Source organism: Aquitalea pelogenes, from assembly GCF_001515305.1.
Classification (GTDB): Bacteria; Pseudomonadota; Gammaproteobacteria; order Burkholderiales; family Chromobacteriaceae; genus Aquitalea; species Aquitalea pelogenes.
Window position 1 is genome coordinate 1 of sequence record NZ_LNQV01000065.1, and the last position, 17,327, is coordinate 17,327.

The 17,327-nt window shown below is 60.5% G+C and carries 15 protein-coding genes and 1 pseudogene; 6 read left to right on the forward strand and 10 right to left on the reverse strand.

The genetic code is table 11. The features are described 5' to 3' along the window. On the forward strand, window positions 1-567 hold a 567-nt coding region (locus AWT75_RS18750), incomplete at its 5' end, for a TolC family protein (protein WP_161937777.1). 190 nt (window positions 568-757) lie between these two features. Next, on the forward strand, window positions 758-1,933 hold the full coding sequence (locus AWT75_RS18755; RefSeq protein WP_062791154.1) for a GGDEF domain-containing protein: 1,176 nt from the start codon (window positions 758-760) through the stop codon (window positions 1,931-1,933). A 3-nt stretch (window positions 1,934-1,936) separates the two neighbouring features. On the opposite strand, the gene AWT75_RS18760 is transcribed toward AWT75_RS18755, so the two are convergent. The 5 genes and pseudogenes from AWT75_RS18760 to AWT75_RS18780 all read right to left on the reverse strand — a co-directional run bounded on the left by AWT75_RS18760 (window position 1,937) and on the right by AWT75_RS18780 (window position 6,252). Next, complete coding sequence (locus tag AWT75_RS18760) at window positions 1,937-2,914, reverse strand: 5-oxoprolinase subunit C family protein (protein ID WP_062791156.1); 978 nt, start codon at window positions 2,912-2,914, stop codon at window positions 1,937-1,939. Continuing rightward, window positions 2,904-3,779, reverse strand: a complete 876-nt coding sequence (locus AWT75_RS18765) for a 5-oxoprolinase subunit B family protein (RefSeq protein WP_062791158.1) — start codon at window positions 3,777-3,779, stop codon at window positions 2,904-2,906. The genes AWT75_RS18760 and AWT75_RS18765 overlap by 11 nt, the downstream gene beginning before the upstream one ends. Continuing rightward, a pseudogene (locus tag AWT75_RS18770) lies at window positions 3,776-5,199 on the reverse strand (acetyl-CoA carboxylase biotin carboxylase subunit). The gene AWT75_RS18765 and the pseudogene AWT75_RS18770 overlap by 4 nt, the downstream one beginning before the upstream one ends. Continuing rightward, window positions 5,196-5,438 (reverse strand): acetyl-CoA carboxylase, encoded by a 243-nt coding sequence (locus tag AWT75_RS18775; protein WP_045845305.1) that lies wholly within the window; start codon window positions 5,436-5,438, stop codon window positions 5,196-5,198. Before AWT75_RS18775 ends, AWT75_RS18770 begins: the two are co-directional and overlap by 4 nt. Before the next feature lie 34 nt (window positions 5,439-5,472). Next, the gene (locus tag AWT75_RS18780) at window positions 5,473-6,252 is read right to left on the reverse strand and encodes a 5-oxoprolinase subunit PxpA (protein WP_062791162.1); all 780 of its coding nucleotides are present in this window, start codon (window positions 6,250-6,252) and stop codon (window positions 5,473-5,475) included. 114 nt (window positions 6,253-6,366) lie between these two features. Here AWT75_RS18780 and AWT75_RS18785 point away from each other — a divergent pair, with 114 nt between their 5' ends. Beyond that, window positions 6,367-7,293, forward strand: a complete 927-nt coding sequence (locus AWT75_RS18785; protein ID WP_045845058.1) for a LysR family transcriptional regulator — start codon at window positions 6,367-6,369, stop codon at window positions 7,291-7,293. 5 nt (window positions 7,294-7,298) lie between these two features. On the opposite strand, the gene bluB is transcribed toward AWT75_RS18785, so the two are convergent. Genes bluB through cobJ form a run of 5 tightly spaced genes read right to left on the reverse strand, consistent with a single transcriptional unit; the run spans window position 7,299 to window position 12,511 of the window. Continuing rightward, the gene (gene bluB, locus AWT75_RS18790; protein WP_062791164.1) at window positions 7,299-7,952 is read right to left on the reverse strand and encodes a 5,6-dimethylbenzimidazole synthase; all 654 of its coding nucleotides are present in this window, start codon (window positions 7,950-7,952) and stop codon (window positions 7,299-7,301) included. Further along, on the reverse strand, window positions 7,949-9,241 hold the full coding sequence (locus tag AWT75_RS18795; protein WP_062791166.1) for a cobyrinic acid a,c-diamide synthase CobB: 1,293 nt from the start codon (window positions 9,239-9,241) through the stop codon (window positions 7,949-7,951). Before AWT75_RS18795 ends, bluB begins: the two co-directional genes overlap by 4 nt. Window position 9,242: 1 nt before the next feature. Further along, the gene (gene cobO, locus AWT75_RS18800; RefSeq protein WP_045845055.1) at window positions 9,243-9,845 is read right to left on the reverse strand and encodes a cob(I)yrinic acid a,c-diamide adenosyltransferase; all 603 of its coding nucleotides are present in this window, start codon (window positions 9,843-9,845) and stop codon (window positions 9,243-9,245) included. Between the two features lie 30 nt (window positions 9,846-9,875). Next, window positions 9,876-10,976, reverse strand: a complete 1,101-nt coding sequence (locus AWT75_RS18805) for a CobW family GTP-binding protein (RefSeq protein WP_062791168.1) — start codon at window positions 10,974-10,976, stop codon at window positions 9,876-9,878. Next, on the reverse strand, window positions 10,973-12,511 hold the full coding sequence (cobJ, locus tag AWT75_RS18810) for a precorrin-3B C(17)-methyltransferase (protein WP_062791170.1): 1,539 nt from the start codon (window positions 12,509-12,511) through the stop codon (window positions 10,973-10,975). Before cobJ ends, AWT75_RS18805 begins: the two co-directional genes overlap by 4 nt. A 1,073-nt stretch (window positions 12,512-13,584) precedes the next feature. Here cobJ and AWT75_RS18815 point away from each other — a divergent pair. From AWT75_RS18815 to AWT75_RS18820, 3 genes are all read left to right on the forward strand, one after another. Next, window positions 13,585-14,325: a DUF2971 domain-containing protein gene (locus AWT75_RS18815; RefSeq protein ID WP_082696206.1), complete on the forward strand. Its 741-nt coding sequence runs from the start codon at window positions 13,585-13,587 to the stop codon at window positions 14,323-14,325. Between the two features lie 315 nt (window positions 14,326-14,640). Further along, a complete protein-coding gene (mauJ, locus tag AWT75_RS21415; RefSeq protein ID WP_153013385.1) occupies window positions 14,641-15,456 on the forward strand; it encodes a methylamine utilization protein MauJ in 816 nt (271 codons plus the stop codon). Window positions 15,457-16,023: 567 nt separating this feature from the next. Then, window positions 16,024-16,716, forward strand: a complete 693-nt coding sequence (locus tag AWT75_RS18820; protein ID WP_153013386.1) for a hypothetical protein — start codon at window positions 16,024-16,026, stop codon at window positions 16,714-16,716. Window positions 16,717-17,327: the final 611 nt, after the last annotated feature.

Here is a 17,327-nt window from a genome sequence, read left to right on the forward strand (position 1 = left end):
CCGGACGTGAAGCAGGCCGAGCGCCGCCTGGCGCAATCCAGCGCCATGATAGGGGTGGCCACGGCCGATCTTTATCCCAGCATCACCCTGGGTGCATCAGCTGGCTTTACCGGTTTTGTCGAAGACCTGGGCAAGCGCTCTACCCAGCGTTTTGGTTTTGGGCCGCTGATCAGCTGGAGCATTCCGGACAGCGGCAGCATGGCGCGGGTACGTGCAGCCAAGGCGGACAATGCGGCGGCGCTGGCGCATTTTGACGGCGTGGTGCTCAATGCCCTGCGCGAAGTGGAAACCAGCCTCAGCCTGTATGCCAAGGACTTGCAACGTCTGACGCTGTTGCGCAGCGCGCGCGACAATGCCCGTGAAGCTGCGGCGCAAAACCGCCGCTTGTACCAGGCGGGCCGCGCGCCTTATCTCACCAGTCTGGATGCCGATCGCACCATGGTCAGCGGCGAACAGGCCGTGGCCATGGCCGAAAGCCAGCTGGCACAGGATCAGGTCAATCTGTTCCTGGCGCTGGGTGGTGGCTGGGAAGATGCTGCCAGCGTAGCAAAGCCGGATCAGCATTAAGCACGGGCCAGAACACCATGCCGTAGCGGCCGCCACATTTGTCTGGCAGCCACTACCGGCATTTTTTTTGTCCGCCCCGTTTGCCAGGTATGCATATTGCTTGAAAATGTGCGCTGTAATTTAAATGCGCTTGTGCCTGGCGTGCACTACGGCATAGCATTGACATCATTTTTATCTGTTTGGAATTTCAATGGCGGTAACTCAGAGCATTCCCATCCTGTTACCCGTCTTTGTGGTCACCGAATTGCTGTGCGCCTGCAATACCGTACAACTGTGGTCATTGAAAAAAGCCGGCGTCGCCGGTACCCGCAGCTGGCTGCTGGCCAATGCCGCCATGCTGGGTTATCTGCCTGCGCTGGGCCTGCGCATGGTGCTGCCGCTGATTTTCAGTGTGGTACTGAGTAATGGCCTGGGCCTGGTGGCAGCCAGCATGTTCTACATCGGTTGCGCGCGCTTTCTGGGCCGGCCCAGCCATGCCCGGCCGCTGGCCTTGCTGGTGCTGGCCGGTGTCGCCGGTTTGCTGGGCTTTACCCTGCTGCTGGACAGCATGCGGGTGCGGGTGGTGATTGCCTCCGGTGGTATCAGCATCGTGTTTGCCGCCACGGCCTGGCTGTTGTTCCGCCACCGCATTGCCAGCCATCGCGCCACGGTGTACTGGCTGGGCGCGGCTTGCAGTGCCGTGACGTCATTGCTGCATCTGGGGCGTGCCGTTTACTACGGCGGCGGCTTCGGCAATATCAGCGACCTGTTTGCCACCACCGTACCCAATGTGTTTTCCATGAGCCTGACCGCGGCACTGGTGCCCGGCTTGTCGATGCTGGCAGTGGCCATGGTGCAGGAGTACCTGTTGCGTGATGCCACCTGGCGGGCGGAACACGACGGCATGACCGGGCTCAATACCCGTCAGTGTTTTGAAAGCCGCAGCATGCAGCTGTTGCAGCAGGCAGAGGCCGATGGCCTGTCCTTGTGTCTGCTGCTGATGGACCTGGATCATTTCAAGCAGATCAACGACCGGCATGGCCATCAGGCAGGGGATCAGGTGTTGCTGACATTCAGCGAGTTGTTGCGTCAGGGCATGCGGCCAACAGATGTGACCGGCCGCATGGGGGGCGAAGAATTTGCACTGTTGCTGCCACAAACGCCGCCAGCGCAAGCGCTGGCCATGGCGGAAAACCTGCGCTTGCGTGCTGCTGAAATACCGGCGGTTTCACTGGGGGGCAGCATTCCTTACAGCGTCAGCATGGGGCTGGCAGTATGGCAGCCGGGCATGTCGTTTACCGAGCTGTACCGCCACGCCGACCAGGCCTTGTATGCGGCCAAAAAGGCAGGGCGCAATCAGGTGATGCAGGCGGCGCAGCCTGCCTGACACTCAGCCTTGCAGTGCCGCTCGCAGACGCTCCAGCGCTGCCTGCCCTTGCTGTCTGGCCTGCAAGGCTTCAGCCATGTCAACGGCGCTGAATGCAAGGCGCTGATTGGGTGGTAATTGTCCCACCACGTCCAGATCGGCACTGATGACGGTGCCCAGCATGGCATACCCCCCACCCGAGACGGCGTCCCGCAACAGGATGATGGGCTCCTTGCCGGCCGGTATCTGGATGGAGCCAACCGGATAGCCGGCATCCACGATATTGGACGGATCGGCCCCGGCACCGAATGGAGCTTCCCGTGGCCGGAATTGCAAAGGTGAGCCGCCCTTGAGCCGGTAGCCGATGCGGTCGGATTCCGATGCTACCGTCCATGTCTCCTGATAGAAGCGTTCAGCCGATTGCGCCGTCAGCCTGTGGTCATACAGCCCGGGCAGCACCCGCACCGTGGCCTGGCGTGGCAAGGGTCGGCGCAGGGCGGGTGGCAGGCTGCGGCCAGCCGGTGCCTCCGCGGTTGACCGGCCCAGCATCAGCATGTCGCCAGCCTGCAGGCATCGGCCCTGATACCCACCCAATGTCCCCAGCGTATAGGTGGAGCGGCTGCCCAGCACCTCCGGTACGTCGATGCCACCGGAAACCGCCAGATAGGCACGTACCCCGGCCGTGGCCGGGCGGAAGTCCAGCATGTCGCCTGCGGCAATGGACAGGACCTGATGGGTGGCCTGTGGCTGGCCGTTGATCAGCGGCAGCATGTCGGCACCGCACACGGCAATGCGGCAGTCCACGCCGAACTGCAGCTGCGGCCCCAGCAGCGTGCACTCCAGTACCGCCGTGGTTTCCGGATTGCCCAGCAGCAGGTTGGCGGCGCGGAATGAATACTGGTCCAGCGCGCCGGAAGGTGGGATGCCCAGATGGTAATGACCGTTGCGGCCAGCGTCTTGTACCGAGGTGGCGAGGCCAGGCTTGATGACCTTAATGTGCATGATGGCCCCCAGGAAGGGATAGATTGTAGGCCTGTGGATTGGCCAGGAAGTCCGGCAGCGAGAAGCGGACCGGAAAGATATCCAGCTGAAAGCTGCCCTCGGCCACCGCCTGGACGGCTGCCTGGTATTGCTGCTGGTCGATGGGCTTGAAGCGGACAATATCGCCGGGACGGAACAGCACCATGCTGTCTGCCAGATAGGGCAGGGATTGCTGCGGGTCGTAAATCGGTGCCGGGGTAATGCCGAACATCTGGTAGCCACCGGCACCTGCCACCGAATAGATGCAGGCGAAGCAGCCGCCGTGGCCTATGGTCTGGCGCGGGGTTGCGGTGCGCGGGCTCAGGTACTTCGGTACTTGCAGCTGGCGGTCGCGCTCTACCATCTGGTACATGAAGGGCAGGCCGGCGACAAAGCCCACCATGGAGACAAACCACGGTGCACCGCTATGCGCGGCAATGAAGGCGTCTACCGAGTCAAAACCGTTGCAGCGCGCGGCGTATTGCAGATCGGTGGATTGCGGGTCCTGATGGCGTTCGCGAAAGCGCGCCCCGACTTCCAGCGTCCAGGGGTCGTCATACCAGACCGGTATTTCCACCAGGCGGGTGTCCAGTGTCTGCGGGCTGTCCTGTACCGCCTGTTCCAGCTCCTGCACCAGTTGCAGCAATTGCGCGGCCGGCAGGATGTCCGGGTCAAAGCGCAGCTGGAACGATGCATTGGCAGGGCATATTTCGACAATCCCCGGCCATTGTTGCTGGCGCAGCAGCCCGGTGATGGCCATGCTGGTGAAGCAGGCGGTCAGCGACATGGATTCGCTGACCTCGGCAAACAGGAACTCGTCGCCGCCAAAACTGTAGCGAATGCTCATGCGGTTCTCCCGGTGTCACGCGCCAGCGGGTCTGCCACCGTGTCTGCCGTGCTGCCCGGCCAGTGCGCCAGCCAGTGCTCCAGAAAGCGGGTGTGATAGCGCGCGGCGCATACGTCGGTATCGGCCAGCAAGGCCTGGTGCAGGCTTTTTGTGTGGGCAACGCCACTGATGTGCAGTTCATCCAGCGCCCGGCGCATGCGACTGAGTGCGCGCTTCCTGTCTTCATCCCACACGGTCAGTTTGGCCAGCATGGAGTCGTAATAAGGGGGGATGACACAGCCCGGGTACAGCATGCTGTCCACCCGCACCCCCGGCCCGCCGGGTAGTTGCAGCTGTTCGATGCTGCCCGGTGTGGGCAGGAAGTTGCGCTGCGGGTCTTCGGCATTGATGCGGCATTCGATGGCGGCACCACGCAGCCGGATGTCCTGCTGTTGCCAGCGCAAGGGCTGGCCGTCGGCAATCAGCAGCATTTCACGCACCAGATCAAGCCCGGTGACCATTTCAGTGACCGGGTGTTCCACTTGTATGCGGGTATTCATTTCAATGAAATGGAACTCGTCCTGATCGAACAGGAATTCCACCGTGCCCGCCCCGCGGTATGCCACGGATTGCGCCAGCCGGACTGCTGCCTGGCACAGCCTGTGGCGCTGTGCGTCATCCAGCGCGGGGGAGGGGGCTTCTTCCATGATTTTCTGGCGGCGGCGCTGCAAGGAGCATTCGCGCTCGTAGCAATGAATCACCCGCTGGCCATCCCCCAGGATTTGCACTTCCAGATGCCGTGCCTGCGGCATGAAGCGCTCCAGATAAAGATGCCCGTCGCCAAAGGCCGCCAGCGCTTCCCGTTGCGCAGCGGCAAACGCCGCATGCAGCGCTTCGGCATGTTCCACCACGCGGATGCCGCGGCCACCACCACCGGCCACGGCCTTGATCATCAGCGGATAGCCGATTTCCTTGGCCATGCCCATGGCTTGCACCACGTCCGCCAGTGCGCCCGCACTGCCCGGTACGGTGGCAACGCCAACCGCCTGTGCCATGGCGCGGGCCCGGGCCTTGTCACCCATCAGCGCGATGTGTCTGCCGTCGGGCCGACAAAAATCAGCCCGGCGGCCTCTACCTGACGGGCAAAGTCGGCATTTTCGGCGAGGAAGCCATAGCCCGGATGAACGGCATCCACTTCCTGATTGCGGGCCGTAGCCAGAATGGCCGGAATGTCCAGATAGCTTTTTGCGGCGGGTGGCGGGCCGATTTCCACTGTCCGGTCTGCCATCTGGCAGGCCAGACTGTTGCGGTCCGCACTGCTGTGTACCAGTACGGTCTGCGCGCCCATTTCACGGGCAGCCCGGATGATGCGCACCGCAATCTCCCCGCGGTTGGCCACCAGCAGGCGACGGATACGTTGCAAGGCAATGGGCTGCGTCATGTCACCACCCTCGCCACCGGCTGGCCGATATCGACCGCATCGCCGTCTGCCAGCAAAAAGGCGAGCAAGCGCCCGCCATGCTCGGCAGTCATTTCGTTGAATTGCTTCATCACCTCGATGCAGGCGATGACGGTATCCGCTGCAACCAGATTGCCTTCTTCCACATAGGGCGCTGCATCCGGGGCCGGGCGACGATAGAAGGTGCCGGGCAGGGGGGCGAGTATCAGGTGTTCAGTCATGTGCTTGTCCTTGAACGGGGTGTTGTGGTCTGCCTCAGCCAACGGCTTGCTCATGCGGTGCGCGCAGGGTGATGCCAGCCTGTAGCAGACGGTCACGGGTGGTGCGGATCAGTTCCAGCGCGCCGGGGGTGTCGCTGTGAATGCAGATGGAATCGAAGTCGACCGGAATGCGCTGGCCATCCACGGTATCAACCAGGCCCTCCGTGCAGGCCAGCATCACCTTGTCGGCCACGGCTGCCGGGGAGAGCCGTCCCATCCGGCGGGTAAATACAATCCGCCCGCTGGCGTCATAATCCCGGTCGGCAAAGAATTCGCCTACTGCCTTCACGCCCAGCGCCTGCGCGGCCTGATGCGTGGCAGAACCAGCCATGCAATACACCGCCAGTTGCGGCGACAGTCCCTGGACTGCCTGCAGGAATGCCAGTGAAAGCGCTTCATCGGCAGCCAGCGTCATGTACAGGGCACCATGCGGTTTGACATGCTGCATGACCATGCCCTCCAGTTGCAGGAAGGCTTGCAAGGCACCAATCTGGTACACCGCGTCCTGTACCAGTTCCTGTGCGCTTACCTGAATGCTGCGCCGCCCGAAGCCCACCAGGTCGCGATAGCCGGGGTGGGCGCCCACGGCAACGCCATGTGCCTTGGCCAGGCTGACGCTGCTGGCCATGGTGGCCGGGTCGCCGGCATGAAATCCGGTGGCAATGTTGGCCGAGCTGATCAGCGGCATGATGTGCTGGTCGTCCCCGTCGCCAATCTGCCACGGGCCAAAGCCTTCCCCCATGTCGGCGTTCAGGTCGATTACCTGTTTGTTCATGTGTGCTCCTGTCTGAGAGTGAGTCAGACCGACACCCTAGGCAGCGTGAACAGGCGGGGGAAGTTTTAAATTTTGATGGTGTCCCATCAATTATTTTGATACCGGAGTACGGGCATGGCGTTTTCCTTCCGGCAGTTGAAGTATTTTGTGGCCACGGCTGAAACAGGGCAGGTTTCCCAGGCGGCCATCCAGCTGTGCATCACCCAATCGGCAGTGACGGCAGCCATCCGGCAACTGGAAGAAGTGCTGGCTACTTCCTTGTTTGTCCGCCACCCTCAGGGCATGGTGCTGACCGACTGTGGACGGCGCTTTCTGGGTCATGCCTACGAAATTATGGCCAATGTGGAAGAGGCCATGCTGCTGGGCAAACGGGATGGTGATTTTGCCGGCAGGCTGACCGTGGCCGCCAGCTATACGGTGATGGGGTATTTTCTGCCTGCCCATGTGTGCCGCCTGTCCGCCTTGTACCCGCAACTGAGGATTGAACTGTTCGAATTGTCACGTGAGGACATTGAAGCCGGGCTGCTGCGGCAGGATTTCGATGTCGCGGTGCTGTTGACTTCCAATGTGGACAACCCGGCTTTGCGGCTGGAGCCCATCATCAGCTCGCCCCGGCGCTTGTGGCTGCCGGCACAGCATCCGCTGCTGTCACACCCGGCACCCGACTTGCAGGATATTGCCGAGCAGCCCTACATCATGCTGACGGTGGATGAGGCAGAACAGACGACGTGGCGCTATTGGCAGCAGTCGCCATGGCAGCCGCAGGTGAGGGTGCGCACCAGTTCGGTGGAGGCGGTGCGCAGCATGGTGGCCAATGGCAGCGGGGTGAGCATTCTGTCAGACATGGTGTTCCGGCCGTGGTCGCTGGAGGGGCGGCGTATCGAAACGGTGAGTCTGCACGGTCTGGTGCCGCCGATGACGCTGGGGCTGGCATGGAAGGCCGGGTCTGAGGTCAGCCCTGCCATTGCCTTGTTCCGTGATTATTTCCGGCAGCAATTCATGAGCCCGGCCAGCAGCCAGCGTAGCGCGGCTGCCCGCTGAAGGCTTCAGACGGCTGGGCGACTGTCAGCCCAGCTGTTTTCAAATACCAGCTCGGCCAGGTTTTGCCGCTTTGCCCAGTTTTCCTGTTCCAGCATGGGTTTGTCGTAGAAAGCCTCGACATGGCCGATGCACAGGATGGCCACCGCCTTGGCCTCGGCCGGCAGGCCCAGCAGCGTGCCCAGCCGCTGCGGGTCGAACAGCGATACCCAGCCCAGGCCGATGCCCTCGGCGCGGGCCGCCAGCCACATGTTCTGGATGGCGCATGCGATGGAGCAGATATCCATTTCCGGCAGGGTGCGGCGGCCGAATACATGGCGTTCGCGCCCGTCCATCAGCGCCGCCACCAGCACCTCACCGCAGTCGAGAATGCCCTCAACCTTCAGCTTCATGAATTCGTCTTCCCGCTGGCCCAGTGCCTTGGCGGTGGCTACCCTTTCCACTTCCACCTCGGCATGCAGTTGCTGGCGCAGCGCGGTATCGCTAATGCGGATGAAGCGCCAGGGCTGCATGAAACCCACGCTGGGGGCCAGGTGCGCGGCCTGTAGCAGGCGTTGCAGCAGTGCCGGGGCCACCGGGTCCGGCTTGAAGTGGCGCATGTCGCGCCGTTCGCGGATGGCGCGGTAGACGGCGTCGATGTCGGCTTGGGGATAGGCATTCATGGCAGGAACAATCTGGCGCAGGCCGCAGGGTTGGACGGGAAGTAAAGATGCAGATAGCTGGCCAGCAGGCTGCCGTGGCGGTATACCGCCTCGCCCGGCCCGTTACCGGTGGCGCGGCTGGCATGGGTGAGCGGGGTGATGGGCGTATCCAGGCTGGAATAGTGAAAAGTGTGGCCACGCAGCACTGCGCCATCCAGCTGCAGTTGTTGCAGGCCCAGCGCGCTCAGGCGGCTATTCAGCCGGGCATGGCCGGGCAACAGGCCCAGCATCTGTCCGCTTTCACCCTGCTTGTCGGTCAGGCTGTCCAGCAAATACAGCATGCCGCCACATTCGGCATACAGCGGTTTGCCTGCTGCCACGTGGGCATGCAGGCTGGCGCGGCTGTGCTCTGCACCTGCCAGCGCGGCCAGATGCAGTTCCGGATAGCCACCGGGCAGCCAGACGGCATCGCAGTCGGGCAGGGCATCGTCGGCCAGTGGCGAGAAGTAATGCAGCTCGGCTCCCAATGCCTGTAGCGTCTGGATATTGGCCGGGTAGATGAAGCTGAAGGCGGTATCGCGGGCGATGGCGATGCGCACGCCGTCCAGCAGCCGTGGCAGGCTGGGTGCCGGGGCAGGCTGGAAGGCAACTGCGGGTGGCAGATCGGCCAGGCAAGTGGTGGCCAGCTGGGCGGCGGCGCGCTCCAGCCGTGCTTCCAGATCGTCCACTTCCTGCGCCTGCACCAGGCCCAGATGGCGCTCCGGCAGGCCCATGTCCTGCTGGCGCATCACCGCGCCCAGATAGTTGAGGCTGGCGGGCAGGGCGGCGGTGAGCATCTCCGCATGGCGGCTTGATGCCACCTGATTGGCCAGTACGCCGTAAAACGGCAGGCCGGGGCGGAAGCTGGCCAGGCCATGTGCCACCGCCGCAAAGGTTTGCGCCATGCCGGCCGCGTCGATGATGGCGGCCACCGGCACGCCGAACAGCTGGGCCAGGTCGGCACTGCTGGGGGTGCCGTCAAACAGGCCCATGCTGCCTTCGATCAGGATCAGGTCGGCCTCGGCGGCGGCCTGGTACAGGCGCTGGCGACAGTCATCCTCGCCGTTCATCCACAAATCCAGCGCGTACACGGTGTGGCCGCTGGCCTGCTCCAGCACATAGGGGTCGAGAAAATCCGGCCCGGTCTTGAACACGCGCACGGTTCGGCCCTGCTGGCGGTGGTAACGCGCCAGCCCGGCGCTGAGGGTGGTCTTGCCCTGATGCGAAGCAGGGGCGCTGATGAACAGCGCCGGGCAGTGGCGGATGGCCATGTCAGAACTCCACGCCCTGTTGCGCCTTGATGCCCTGCTCACGGAAGGGGTGCTTCACCAGTTTCATTTCCGTGACCAGATCGGCGGCATCAATCAGCGCCTGCGGCGCATGGCGGCCGGTAATCACCACATGCAGATTGGCCGGGCGGCTGGCCAGTGCCGCCAGTACCTCGTCCAGCGGCAGGTAGTCGTACTTCAGCACGATGTTCAGCTCGTCCAGGATCAGCATGTCGTAGTGGCCACTGTTCAGCATCTCCAGTGCGGCCTCCCAGCCCTGACGCGCGGTGGCGATGTCGGCCTCGCGGTTCTGGGTGTTCCAGGTATAGCCCTCGCCCATGGTGAGGAAGCGGCAGTTGTCGAAGCGGCTGAACAGGTCGCGCTCGGCAGTGTGCAGTGCGCCCTTGATGAACTGCACCACACCCAGCTGCATGCCGTGGCCGACAATGCGCAGGCCCATGCCGAAGGCGGCGCTGCTCTTGCCCTTGCCGGTGCCGGTATGGACGATGAGCAAGCCTTTTTCCTTGGTGGCGGCAGCCTTTTTCTTTTCAAAGCCGGCCTTGCGCTTTTCCACCATGCGCTGGTGGGCGGCGGCGTCGGTTTTCATGGTCTTGTCCTTGTCTGATCAGGCTGGCACTTACTGCCAGTGGGTGCCGGTCAATGTTTTGAGCCGCTCCACAATGCGCGGCCGGCTGGGGTGGTAGCCGATGAATACCAGCTGCGCCTGCCGTGGTGCGGCGGTGTCCGCTTCCTGTTGCAGTTGTACGCGCTGGCGTACCGCTTGCAGTGCCAGCCGGCCCTCTCCATTGGCACTTGCCGCATGGCCCTTGATGCGCAACAGCGCTTCCTCGCGGGCAATGGTTTCCACCGCTGCCAGTAGCCGTGCTGGGTCCTGGGCGTCCTTGCTGCGGATCAGGAAGGACTGCCAGCCCGGGTCCTGCTCGTGAAAATGCTTGTGGGTGGCCAGGCCATGACTGTGTGCGGCCAGGCCGCCGTGGCTGTGGCCGTCCAGCAGCGCCTGGTTGGCCAGCGGGCGCAGATTCAGCGGCAGGCTGGATACCGGGCCGTAATGGCGGTGGCCGCTGCCGCTGACTTCATGCAGATGCAGGCCCAGCGTCAGCCTGGTATCCAGTTTTGCCTGATAGGCCAGCTCGATAAAGCGGATGGACGGTGCCAGCTGGCGCACCGTGCTTTCCGCTTGCAGCATGGCGGTATTGTCCAGTTGGTCGATCTTGTTCAGCACCACGATGTCGGCGTTCTCCAGCTGCTGGCGGAACAGGCTGGCCACCGCGTCGTCCTGCTGGCCGTGGCCGCTGTCAAAATCGCCAGCCAGCAGCAGCGGGGTATCCACCACGGCCAGCGTGGCGTCCAGCACAAAGCGTTCTGCCAGCTCCGGGCCTTGCAGCTGCTCCATTACCGCGCTGGGCAGTGCCAGGCCCGAGGTTTCGATCAGCACATGGTCGATTTGCTGACGGCGCTGCCACAAGGCCAGCATGGTGGGCAGGAAGTGCTCGTCGTCGTCGTAGGCCACCAGGCCATTGGCCAGATCGTGAATCTCCACCCCGGCCTTGTCGTCCGTACGCAGGATGGTGCCGTCAATCGACACCTCGCCAAATTCGTTGACCAGAATGGCCAGCCGCCGTTGTTTGCTGTCGCGGATCAGATTGGACAGCAAGGTGGTTTTGCCCGCGCCCAGAAAACCGGTGAGCACGGTGACCGGAATGCGCGGGCTGCTCATGCCAGTTGCTCCAGTGCGGCTTGCAGGCTGGTGAAGTCGGCAAAGCTGACCGGGTAGTCCAGCTGCGGACGGTCCACCACGATGAAGGGAATGCCCAGTGCGGCCGCAGCGGCAGCCTTGGCGCTGTAGCCACCGGCGTCACCCGATTGCTTGCTGATGACACAGTCGATCTGCCAGTCGCGCCACAGGGTTTCATTGGCTGCCTGCGAGAACGGGCCTTGCATCGCGCACAACCGCGCACGCGGAATGCCCAGATCGATGGCGCGTTGCAGGTGTTGCGGGTCCGGTGCCAGCCGCACGAACCATTGCTTGTCAGCCGCACCCTCGGCCTGCACAAAGCTGGCCAGCTCCTTGCTGCCGGTGGCCAGGAAAATGCGCTGGCCATGCTGCATTGCCAGCTTTGCTGCTTCGGCCATGCTGCTGCAGTGAATGGCCGGGTGCTGATCCACCGCACTGGGGCGCTCGTAGCGCAGATAAGGCAGGGCCAGTTCCTGCGCCAGCGCCATCAGCTGTTGCGACATTTCCGTGGCATAGGGGTGGGTGGCATCCACGATGCAGCGTGCCTGGCTTTGTTGCAGCAGCTCGCGGCGACGCTCCACGCCCAGCCGCCCGCTGATGCTGGTGAGGCCGGGGCTGTCGGCTGCGACGATTTCGGCACCGTAGTCGCTTGCCGTGCTGACAATCACCGGCTGGCCGCCTGCTGCCAGCTGGCGTGCCAGCGCATTGCCGTCGCTGGTGCCGGCAAACACCCAGGCGGCAGCGCCGGGCAGGCTGTCGGCGGTAATGGTGTCGGCGGTGTTCTGCCAGTTGAAATAGCCGCGCGGGGTGAACATCCAGTTACGCTTGCGGCGGGTGAAACGGTTGCCGATTACCAGCGAGGTGAGCATGTTGAACTGGCGGGTGCGCAGCTCGGCCAGGGTGACGATTTCCACGGTCTGGCCTTCGCGGTAGGCATTGTGCACGATGCCGCACAGGGTTTCCGGCCGCTTGTGTTCCAGCATGATGTCCAGAATGCGGTACACGCCTTCCTGCCGCTGCTTGCTTTGCACGTTGTAAAACACCACGGCCAGATCAGCCTCGGCAATATGGCGGGCGCGGCTTTCAATCCACTCCCACGGGCACAGCAGGTCGGACAGACTGAGGGTGGCAAAGTCGTGCGACAGCGGCGCGCCCAGCAGCGAGGCGCAGGCATTGGCCGAGGTGATGCCGGGAATCAGCTGCACGTCGAAGGTATCGTCCTCGCGCATGTCTTCGTAGGCCAGCGTGGCCATGGCGTAAATGCCGATGTCGCCGCTGGAAATCAGCGCCACCGTCTTGCCGGCGCGGGCTTCTTCCAGCGCCAGCTGGGCGCGGTCGCGTTCCTGGGTGAGCGGCAGGGTGCGGATGTCCTTGCCGGCAATCCACGGCTGGATCCATGTAAGGTAGAGGTCGTAGGCGACGATGACGTCGCTGGCGGCCAGCGCCTGTTCCACCATGGGCGGGATCAGTTCGCGGCTGCCGGGGCCGACGGAGACAAGATAAAGTTTGCCGGTCATTGTTTTGTGCTTTCTGCTGCGTACAGGCGGGGCCTGCCAATAGTTTGTCTGGGCAATGCGTGGTGCGCATTGCGGATGTAAATCCTGTATTTGTTACGTAGCGGTGCTGGACCGTGGTCCTGCGCTGATACGTTTAACTGCGCGGTTTGCGGCTGGTCTGGGCTCTGGCAGCTTCAACCAGTGTCCTTACCAAACAAGCACCTTACCAACGCAGCCACCAGGCCTCGTCAAGCATGCCGACGGGTGGCGCTGCGGCGGTTTTAAGCGGCTGGCTGTTTGAGCGATTGGACGTTAGCCAATCGCGAGTTCCAGCCGTGCCGCAGCAGCGTCAGGTCCCGGAGGGACGCCGCAGGCCATGCTTGCCGGGGTGGCCTTGGAGGTGAAGGAGGGCTTGGCCAGGCAAGCCCTCCTTCCCGTCCACCGCGCGGAAGCGGCACTTAAACCATCATCCGCGTAGCGGATTTCTAGCCTGTACCTTCCAACGGAAAACCAACAGCAAAATCAACTTCGCGGGTCTCGCCCCGCCGTCGAGGTACTTTCTTTTGCTTCGCCAAAAAGAAAGTACCCAAAGAAAAGGCGACCCGCAGCGCGTCGAATTCCCGCCCCAGCCGTACCACTCAGGGCGCGGCCGGAACTTGCGGCGCGCTAGCGTCGCGCCGCTGCGGACAGCCGACCGCTTAAGACCCTGAGCGGCCCGTCTGTGTCGGCTCGCGCTGACGGGAGCAGGTTTCGTTGGTACGGTCTTGCGATAACGGATTACTGTCTGGACCGTCACCAATACCGGTCAAGATTTTCTCCATGCCAATGTGCTAGCATGGCTGGTATTAGCCAGAAACGGACGGCCAGCAATCGAGCACAAGGAAGTCGTACAGACATTTTTTTCGTATGCTTATGTTTTAGCAATCGGCTGCTGATTTTGTTCCCATTTAGTAGGACCAGAAACTTTATGATCTTCACGGAGACCCAAGCTGGGAAGCCGCTCTACTTAAAAATCACCCCGGTATGTTGTGCAGCAACGGCCGGAGTTATACAGCATATTTACTATCAAAATAAATAGTTAGACCGCTATTGCCATGGACCTTCCATACACCTTATATAAGTATATGCCGCTGAGTGCTTACTCGTTAGCATCTCTCACCAATAATACTATTTGGTTGGCAAAACCAGCGAGCTTCAATGACCCGTTTGACTGTGCAATAACACTAGATCGGAAAAAATATAAAGAGTCTGTTATGCACGCTGTGACAGTCGCTATCGAGAGAGCTCAATCAGAAGGTTTGCGCCGTGAACATTTACTTGATATTTGGCCCGGAGATGCAGAAGCTTTCGAAACGTTCAGAGTAAGTCTACTTGAAAAAATTCAAAACATAGGTATTTGCTCATTTAGTGCGGTACCCAACCACATGCTCATGTGGTCACACTACGCAAATCACCATCGCGGATTCTGCGTCGAGTACGACTGCAGTGAAGAGACTAAACTGCGCAAACTGGCGCAAGAGGTACAATATAGGGATGAAGTACCAAGCTTGTCTGCTGCAGACTTTATGCCTCAGAACGGAGAAGAAGCTTTCGATGCATTATGGTTGACAAAAGCAAAATGTTGGTCTTATGAGCAGGAGTGGCGAATAATGGTGAGTGAGGGCGACAAAGCCTATACCGCTCCATCGGCAATACTATCCGTAACGTTCGGTGCCAGAATGTCCACATCTGACCGTGTAATGATTACGGCAGCATTACGCCACCAACCTAACGTTCAATTCAAGGAAGCGATCCTCAAAGAGGGTGAGTTTTTCATAGAAATTGTTGATATATGACTTCGTCTAATAATTCAATCCGGAGAGCCTTCAGCACACTGGCTCCACCTGATTTCAAACGTTGAGCATCTGTTTTTCAATAATTTGACTAGCTACAAAGGATCGCCTGCTACTATTGATTGCAGAATGTTTTCGACCAGAAGCAGATGTTCAGTCTTGGTGCCGTATAGCCAGCTATAATGAGTTGCTGGGTTAAATTCAGCAAAGCTAATTTATATCTATTCTGTTAATGGTGGCTATCCATGTAAATGAATTCTGGTGAACTATAAGCCAATCTTCGCTGATCTGTCACACCATGTTAGTGAGTGCACGTCGATGGCCAGCAGAAAATTGATCCCTATAACAAGCTTGGCATTTTCAATAGCAGAGGTTCGTATGCCTGAATGGGAAGTAGTATTATCAGTATCTGGACCTATAACAACAGAAGACCGGGAGATTAAATTTCGCTCTGAAAAAGGTTATGTTGATCCATTCTGGACGAGCATCTCGGTAAAGAGAGCGTTACATGGGGTTGTAATCAGTTTAGTAGCTAGGGCCGACAATCAATCTGATGCAAATGATGCGGCACTGTATTTCGTTGGTCAGGCCTTGGATATCTTGTGCCTAAAGATTGACTTGCCCCTATATGTTAGCCTCACTGGAACTCAAATACGCCCAGTAAACGACAATGTTAGAAGAATAGTACGTCTTAACGAATGGACAGACTGCTTTCGGGATGGAAGAGAAATTGGTAATACTCGACCAACCTACTCACGGGCTCTCAGTTGGTATAGAAAAGGAAAGAGCAGTGAAGATCCAATCGATGCATTTCTTTCATATTGGTCTGCAATTGAAGGTATTAGTTCAAGATATGCTCGTGACACTCCAAGAACCAGCCGTGGCATAGTCAACAAGATATGTGATTGCTTTGATCAACTATGGCAAGGTGTTGAGACTTGGAAAATCATTCCTAATAAGGCAAATGCGGTAAATAATTTCTACAATAGAAGAAATGGGATTTCTCACGGATTTATTAGGATTGATGTTGAAACCGTAAAGATGATTTCTTCTGAATTACCAGAAATATCTAAATTGGCATTGGAGTTTCTGAGAGATTGGCATAATCAAGGAATTAATCCAGAACCCTTGTAAAATGCCCAAAAAGTCATCCATGTGGATGCTTTCGGTGCAGCTTAATTCCAACGTTGAACGTCTGTTTTCATGACCCTAGCTATCTGGAACGGGTCGTAAGCAGAAATCTATTTGGTGGCATCCGGAATCGTCTTATCTGCTGGATTCCCCACCGCACCGATGCCACCCTTGGCCCCGTCAAGCATGCCGACGGGTGGCGCTGCTGCGGTTTTAAGCGGCTGGCTGTCTGAGCGATTGGACGTTAGCCAATCGCGAGTTCCAGCCGCGCCGCAGCAGTGTCAGGCCCCGGAGGGTAGCCGCAGGCCATGCTTGCAGGGGTGGCCTTGGAGGTGAAGGAGGGCTTGGCCAGGCAAGCCCTCCTTCCCGTCTGCCGCGCGGAAGCGGCAAGACAAAACACCATCCGCGCAGCGGATTCAAACCCCTTACCTGCACCTCTTGCCAGTGTCTCTGCGCCCCTCCACCCTTGCCGCTGCCAACAGCGCTGATTAGCCTTACCCGGTTGCGCCACCAGGCGCAATCAGGTTTGGCGACCTGTATATCTAGTTGGTGAAATTGGAGATCAGCCCCATGACACAAAACTCACCATCAGCCATTCCCCTACCCCTTACCCTGTTCTACCTCGGCAACCCCATCCGCCTGCACCTCCACCCCCACACCTGCTGCCTGCACGGCGACGACATCCTGCAACTGTTCGGCCCACGCTTGCGCCATCGCCTGCAACACATCCTCCAACAACATCCCTGCTGTAAACACCCATCACACGACAACCCGCCACACTACTGGCCGGAAAATACCCTGCAACAGGTACTGCGCCAATGCAGACGCCCAGCCGCACAACGGCTGCGCCACTGGCTGAACCGCCAAATCCTCCCCGCCCTGCAGCAACGGCCAAGCGACGCGCCACGCCACGACCAGGCACTGGCCATGGCCGCAGAGGCCGGGCAGCAGATCAGCCATGCGGTATTACGTGCGGTGCTGGAACAGGGACAAGGCTGGCAGCATGGCCATTGGCTACTGACGCTGCGCTTCACCCCCAACCACGCCAGCCGTCATGCGCATGGCCGACTGGTGGCGCTCAACAGCCAGGCCACGCCCTTGCAGGCTTTGGCCCAGCACATTGCCGCGCCGGATGGTTTGCCCAGCAGCAATGCCGAGCTGCTGCGGCTGGCGGAGGCTTGCCATCAGCTATTGGCCAGACGGATGAACAAACAGGCGTGGCGGGTGGAGGCGGCAGAGGGCAGGGGAGCAACGCCAAACTGAAAACGAAATTTTTGGACGGTGGATATTTTGCGGCGGAACGCCCCGGTAAAGCTGGGGCTTCTGCCCTACGCGTCGACCCCGTAGGGTGGATGCCCCGCAGGGGCGATCCACCGTGCAACGCTACCGAATAAATCCATTTCCCCATCAAATAACTACCGTACCGATGCCACCCATGGCCCCGTCAAGCATGCCGACGGGTGGCCGGGGCGAGGTGTTAAGCGCCTGCAATGTCTGAGCGATTTGACGTTAGCCAATCGCGAGTTCAGGCGCGCCTCGCCCCGGTCGGGACCTGTCGGGCAGCCGCAGGCCATGCTTGCGGGGTGGCCTTGGAGGTGAAGGAGGGCTTGGCCAGGCAAGCCCTCTTTCCCGTCCGCCGCGCGGAAGCGGCATGTAAACCATCATCCGCGTGAGCGGATACAAAGCCTGTTTTGACTTGGTAATGGCAACCCGATTTTCATCCAGCGCCACTGCGTTTAACTTCGCGGGTCTCGCCCCGCCGTCGAGGTACTTTACTTTTGCTTCGCCAAAAGAAAGTACCCAAAGAAAAGGCGACCCGCAGCGCGTCGAATTCCCGCCCCAGCCGCACCGCTCAGGGCGCGGCCGGAACTTGC

What these genes read in the sequence shown, in the direction of transcription:
- mauJ (WP_153013385.1), top strand. Translation starts at nt 14,641, where the DNA reads ATGGCCAGCAGAAAATTGATCCCTATAACAAGCTTGGCATTTTCAATA.
- AWT75_RS18755 (WP_062791154.1), top strand. Translation starts at nt 758, where the DNA reads ATGGCGGTAACTCAGAGCATTCCCATCCTGTTACCCGTCTTTGTGGTC.
- AWT75_RS18785 (WP_045845058.1), top strand. Translation starts at nt 6,367, where the DNA reads ATGGCGTTTTCCTTCCGGCAGTTGAAGTATTTTGTGGCCACGGCTGAA.
- AWT75_RS18815 (WP_082696206.1), top strand. Translation starts at nt 13,585, where the DNA reads ATGGACCTTCCATACACCTTATATAAGTATATGCCGCTGAGTGCTTAC.
- bluB (WP_062791164.1), bottom strand. Translation starts at nt 7,952, where the DNA reads ATGAATGCCTATCCCCAAGCCGACATCGACGCCGTCTACCGCGCCATC.
- AWT75_RS18765 (WP_062791158.1), bottom strand. Translation starts at nt 3,779, where the DNA reads ATGAGCATTCGCTACAGTTTTGGCGGCGACGAGTTCCTGTTTGCCGAG.
- AWT75_RS18775 (WP_045845305.1), bottom strand. Translation starts at nt 5,438, where the DNA reads ATGACTGAACACCTGATACTCGCCCCCCTGCCCGGCACCTTCTATCGT.
- cobJ (WP_062791170.1), bottom strand. Translation starts at nt 12,511, where the DNA reads ATGACCGGCAAACTTTATCTTGTCTCCGTCGGCCCCGGCAGCCGCGAA.
- AWT75_RS18820 (WP_153013386.1), top strand. Translation starts at nt 16,024, where the DNA reads ATGACACAAAACTCACCATCAGCCATTCCCCTACCCCTTACCCTGTTC.
- AWT75_RS18780 (WP_062791162.1), bottom strand. Translation starts at nt 6,252, where the DNA reads ATGAACAAACAGGTAATCGACCTGAACGCCGACATGGGGGAAGGCTTT.
- AWT75_RS18795 (WP_062791166.1), bottom strand. Translation starts at nt 9,241, where the DNA reads ATGGCCATCCGCCACTGCCCGGCGCTGTTCATCAGCGCCCCTGCTTCG.
- cobO (WP_045845055.1), bottom strand. Translation starts at nt 9,845, where the DNA reads ATGAAAACCGACGCCGCCGCCCACCAGCGCATGGTGGAAAAGCGCAAG.
- AWT75_RS18760 (WP_062791156.1), bottom strand. Translation starts at nt 2,914, where the DNA reads ATGCACATTAAGGTCATCAAGCCTGGCCTCGCCACCTCGGTACAAGAC.
- AWT75_RS18805 (WP_062791168.1), bottom strand. Translation starts at nt 10,976, where the DNA reads ATGAGCAGCCCGCGCATTCCGGTCACCGTGCTCACCGGTTTTCTGGGC.